Consider the following 4364-nt stretch of genomic DNA (forward strand, 5'->3'; position numbering starts at 1 on the left):
CTTCACCGAATGATGCGGTTGCTCATCAGCAATCGCATGTTCTCAGCCTATCAGCCTGCAGAAGCTGAATAATCTGCCTCATTGACCGGTTCCATCCAGGTCACGAACGTTCCGTCGAGCGCTTCCTGCATGGCGATGTGGGTCATGCCATTGGTCGGCGAAGCGCCGTGCCAGTGCTTCTCGCCCGGCGGGATCCACACCACATCGCCGGGCCTGATCTCGCGAACCGGACCGCCCTCTGTCTGGACGCGGCCGACGCCGGAGATGACGTAGAGGGTCTGCCCCAACGGATGGGTGTGCCACGTCGTCCGCGCACCAGGCTCGAAGCTCACCCGGGTCGCAGCAAGCCGTGCCGGTGCAGGCGCCGAGATGATCGGGTCCTGCCACACGGTGCCGGTGAAGTAGTCGCTCGAGGCGCGCTGAGTCGCGCGCGACCCGGCTGCAAAAACGTCCATGGTGTTTCCCCTCTCCGGCCGTTGGTCAGGCCTTGCCGGCCTTCTCCTTGAACGCGGCGTAACGTGCCTTGGTTTCGGCGTTCATCGGATAGAGACCCGGCAGGACGGCACCCCTGTTGACCTCTTCGACGATCCAGCCCTCCATGCGCTCCTGCTCCGGTCCCTCGGCCAGCACGTGGTCGAGCAACGCCTGCGGGATCAGCACCGCGCCGTCCTGGTCGGCGACGACGATGTCGTTCGGAAACACCGCGACGCCGCCGCAGCCGATCGGCTCGTTCCAGCCGACGAAAGTCAGGCCCGCAACCGAGGGCGGCGCCGCATAGCCGTCGCACCACACCGGCAGGCCGGTGCCGAGCACGCCCTCGAGGTCGCGCACCACGCCGTCGGTGATCAGCGCGGTGATGCCGCGCTTGACCATGCGGGCGCACAGAATGTCGCCGAAGATGCCGGCGTCCTTGACGCCCATGGCGTCGACCACAGCGATGCAGCCTTCCGGCATGGCCTCGATGGCGGCGCGGGTCGAGATCGGCGAGCCCCAGGATTCCGGCGTGGCCAGATCCTCGCGCGCCGGAACGAAGCGCAGCGTGAACGCTTCACCGACCAGCCGCGGCGCGCCAGGCTTGAGCGGGCGCGCGCCGCGCATCCACACGTTGCGCAGCCCCTTCTTGAGCAGCACGGTGGTGATGGTCGCGGTCGTGACGCGCGCGAGCGTCGCCTTTGCTTCGGGGGTCAGTGCCATGGCTCGCAAGCTCCTCGTTTCGATTTCGCGCGCATCTTGCGGTCGCGGCCGGCCGCGTCAAGCCGCAGTCGCGACGATCCACGCCGCGTGACACGCATGATCAGAACTCATTATCGCACGCCACTTCATCGACTTATCGAAACCCAGCCATTCACGAAGTGATTTTCAACTCGCGCCGAAACGCGCTATGCGTGAAGCCTCGCTCACGAGACAGAGGTTCATGGTCGTCACTTCGCCTCCCCGCATGCTGCCGAGCGGCGACAGCGCCATCACGGTCGAATTCGCCCGGGACATCAGCGACGCCGCAAACCGCGCCGTCCTCACGCTCGATCGTCTGCTGAGCCAGAACCCGATCGACGGAATTCGCGAGACCGTGCCGACCTATCGGTCGCTGCTCGTGCACTACGATCCGGAAGTGATCGGCTTCGACGAACTCAGCGCCGCGCTTTTGGAACGCGCGCGAACTCCCGATGACGGCAAGGCGATCAGCAATCGCCGCTGGCAGCTTCCGGTCTGTTACGGCGGCGAGCACGGCATCGACCTGGAGGACGCCGCGGCGACGCTCGGCATCTCGGCCGATGAGTTGGTAAAGCGGCATGCCTCCGGTGACTATCGCGTGGCCATGATCGGCTTCACGCCCGGCTGGTCGTATCTGTCCGGACTGGATCCGGCGCTCGGCCTGCCGCGCCGCAAGGACCCGCGTTTGCTCACTCCCGCCGGCACGATTTTCGATCGGCGGCGTGCAGACCGGCGTGCAATGCCTGCCGGGCCCGAGTGGCTGGCATCTGCTGGGCCGCACGCCGGTGCGGACTTATCAGTTGCACCGCGATCCGATCTTTCTGCTGGAGCCGGGCGACGCGCTCGGCTTCACGCCGATCGACGCCAAATTGTTCGCAGAACTCGACGAGGCCGCCGCGCGTGGCGCGCCGGTCGCCGAACTGATCGCCTCATGACCAAGCTTCACATCGACCAGATCGGGCCGGCCAGTTCGGTGCAGGACGAAGGGCGCCACGGCGCGCAGCGCTACGGCCTGACTCCGAGCGGCGCAATGGACGTGGTGTCGCTCGCTGCCGCCAATACGCTGGTCGGCAATGCCGCGCTCAGCGCCGTGATCGAGCTCGGTCCGCTCGGTGCCCGCTTCACCGCCCGCGGCGGCGCCGTGCGCTTGGGTCTTTCAGGAGCGCCGCGGAGCGCCGCGATTGGTCCGCGCGCGCTCCAACCCAATCAGTCCTTCACCTTGGCCGATGGCGAGACGCTGACGCTCGGCGTCGCGCGCGGCGGCGTGTTCAGCTATCTGGCGATCGAAGGCGGCATCAGCGGTGAGCCGATGTTCGGCAGCCTCTCGGTCAACGCCCGGTCCGGCCTAGGCAGTCCCTATCCGCGCCCGCTCCAGAACGGCGACGTCATCGAAGCCCAGCCGGCTTCCGCTGCAGCCGATCTGCGGATCGACTTGCCGCCGAGTCGCGAGCGGCCGATCCGCGTTGTGCTCGGGCCGCAGAACGATGAATTCGGCGCCGAGGTCGAAACGTTTCTCGGCGGCGAGTGGCGCGTCTCCGCTACCAGCGACCGCATGGGCTATCGGCTCGAAGGCCCGACCATCCGCCACAGCCATGGCCACAACATCGTCTCCGACGGCACCGTCGATGGCAGCATCCAGATTCCCGGCAGCGGCCAGCCGCTGGCGCTGATGCGCGATCGCGGCACCAGCGGCGGCTATCCGAAAATCGCGACAATCATCACGGCGGACATCGGTCGCTTGGCGCAAACGCCGCCCGGCGTCGCGTTCCGTTTCCAGGCGATCAGCGTGACCGAGGCGCAGGCCGAGTACCGCGCCTTCGCGGCGCTGCTGCGCAGCCTGCCCGGATGGCTGCAGGACGCGCGTCACGGTGAACTCGACGTCGAGGCGCTATTCAAAGCCAATGTGGCAGGCACCGCCACCAATGCGCTCGATGCGGACGAACAACTAACGGGAATGACGCCATGAAGATCGATTTGAACTGCGACCTCGGCGAAGGATTCGGCGTCTGGCAGATGGGCGACGACGCGTCGATGATGGACATCGCCACCAGCGTCAACATCGCCTGCGGCTTCCACGCCGGCGACCCGGATATCATGCACAAGACGGTGAAGCTGGCGAAAGCCAAAGGCGTCTCGATCGGCGCGCATCCCGGCTTCCGCGACATTCATGGCTTCGGCCGCCGCCCGGTGCCGGGCATCACGGTGGCTGAGGTCGAAAACCTCGTCGCCTATCAGATCGGCGCACTGCAAGCCGTGGCGTCGCTCGCCGGGCACAAGGTGACCCACGTCAAGGCGCACGGCGCGCTGTCCAACGTCGCCTGTGAGGACGACGTCGTCGCGCGCGCCATCGCCAGCGCCATCAAGGCGGTCGATCCGAGATTGATCTTCGTCGTGCTGGCGAATTCCAGGCTGGCCGACGCCGGCGAAGCCGCCGGATTGCCGATGGCGCACGAGGTGTTTGCCGATCGCGCCTATGAGGACGACGGCAACCTGGTGTCGCGCCGCAAGCCGGGCGCAGTGCTGCACGATGCCGACGTGATCGCCGAGCGCGTGCTCCGCATGGCGCAGGACGGCGCGGTCGTCTCTGTCACCGGCAAGGTGATCAAGATGCGCACCGACACGGTCTGCATTCACGGCGACACACCGGGCGCCGTCTCGATCGCCCGCGGCGTGCGGTCGAAGCTGGAAGCCAGCGGCATCAAGGTCGAGCCGTTCGCACGGGCTTAGTTCACGAAATTCGAGCGGTCCTGCTTCTGATCAATCACCGCCGTCATCCTGAGGTGTCCGCTGGGCCGCGCGTTGCGCGGCTCAGCGGGCCTCGAAGGATGGGCCGCGAGCCCTGTGGCCGCATCCTTCGAGGCGCGCTGCGCGCGCACCTCAGGATGACGAGTCAGCACAGCACTAACCGCCGCTCATCACCATCAGCTCGGCAGTCAGCGCGCCATCGGCGGTCAGTTCGTCCAGAATTGAAAAGTGGTGATGTCCGGGCAAGGTGCGCAGCCCCACCTTGAGGCCGGCCCCACGCGCGATTTCCGCGTAGTCCGCCGATTGGCGCTGCAGCTTGGGCCAGTTCGTTGCCGCCGACAAACAGCGATTGCGGCGCAACGCCGAACTGCGTGCGCGGGAATGGGCTGAGCAGCTCGATCTCCTGC

At 66.8% G+C, this 4364-nt stretch carries 4 protein-coding genes and 2 pseudogenes; 3 read left to right on the forward strand and 3 right to left on the reverse strand.

The features are described 5' to 3' along the window. Positions 1 to 50 precede the first annotated feature (50 nt). Positions 51 to 455 carry a cupin domain-containing protein gene (locus tag I5M_RS27035; protein ID WP_022724255.1) on the reverse strand — a complete coding sequence of 135 codons (405 nt, stop codon included), beginning with the start codon at positions 453 to 455 and terminating at the stop codon, positions 51 to 53. A 25-nt stretch (positions 456 to 480) separates the two neighbouring features. Further along, positions 481 to 1194 (reverse strand): ribonuclease activity regulator RraA, encoded by a 714-nt coding sequence (locus I5M_RS27040; protein ID WP_022724256.1) that lies wholly within the window; start codon positions 1192 to 1194, stop codon positions 481 to 483. A 220-nt stretch (positions 1195 to 1414) separates the two neighbouring features. Between I5M_RS27040 and pxpB the strand changes: the two are divergent. The 3 genes and pseudogenes from pxpB (at position 1415) to I5M_RS27055 (ending at position 3939) form a co-directional block, all read left to right on the forward strand. Beyond that, a pseudogene (gene pxpB, locus I5M_RS30710) lies at positions 1415 to 2147 on the forward strand (5-oxoprolinase subunit PxpB). Continuing rightward, positions 2144 to 3178, forward strand: coding sequence for a biotin-dependent carboxyltransferase family protein (locus I5M_RS27050; protein ID WP_022724259.1), 1035 nt, complete (start codon positions 2144 to 2146; stop codon positions 3176 to 3178). Before pxpB ends, I5M_RS27050 begins: the two are co-directional and overlap by 4 nt. Beyond that, the gene (locus tag I5M_RS27055) at positions 3175 to 3939 is read left to right on the forward strand and encodes a LamB/YcsF family protein (protein ID WP_022724260.1); all 765 of its coding nucleotides are present in this window, start codon (positions 3175 to 3177) and stop codon (positions 3937 to 3939) included. Before I5M_RS27050 ends, I5M_RS27055 begins: the two co-directional genes overlap by 4 nt. Before the next feature lie 174 nt (positions 3940 to 4113). On the opposite strand, the pseudogene I5M_RS27060 reads toward I5M_RS27055, so the two are convergent. Further along, positions 4114 to 4364 (reverse strand): annotated as a pseudogene (locus I5M_RS27060) (hypothetical protein); the annotation flags it as partial.

It is taken from the genome of Rhodopseudomonas sp. B29 (assembly GCF_000333455.1).
GTDB lineage: Bacteria > Pseudomonadota > Alphaproteobacteria > Rhizobiales > Xanthobacteraceae > Rhodopseudomonas.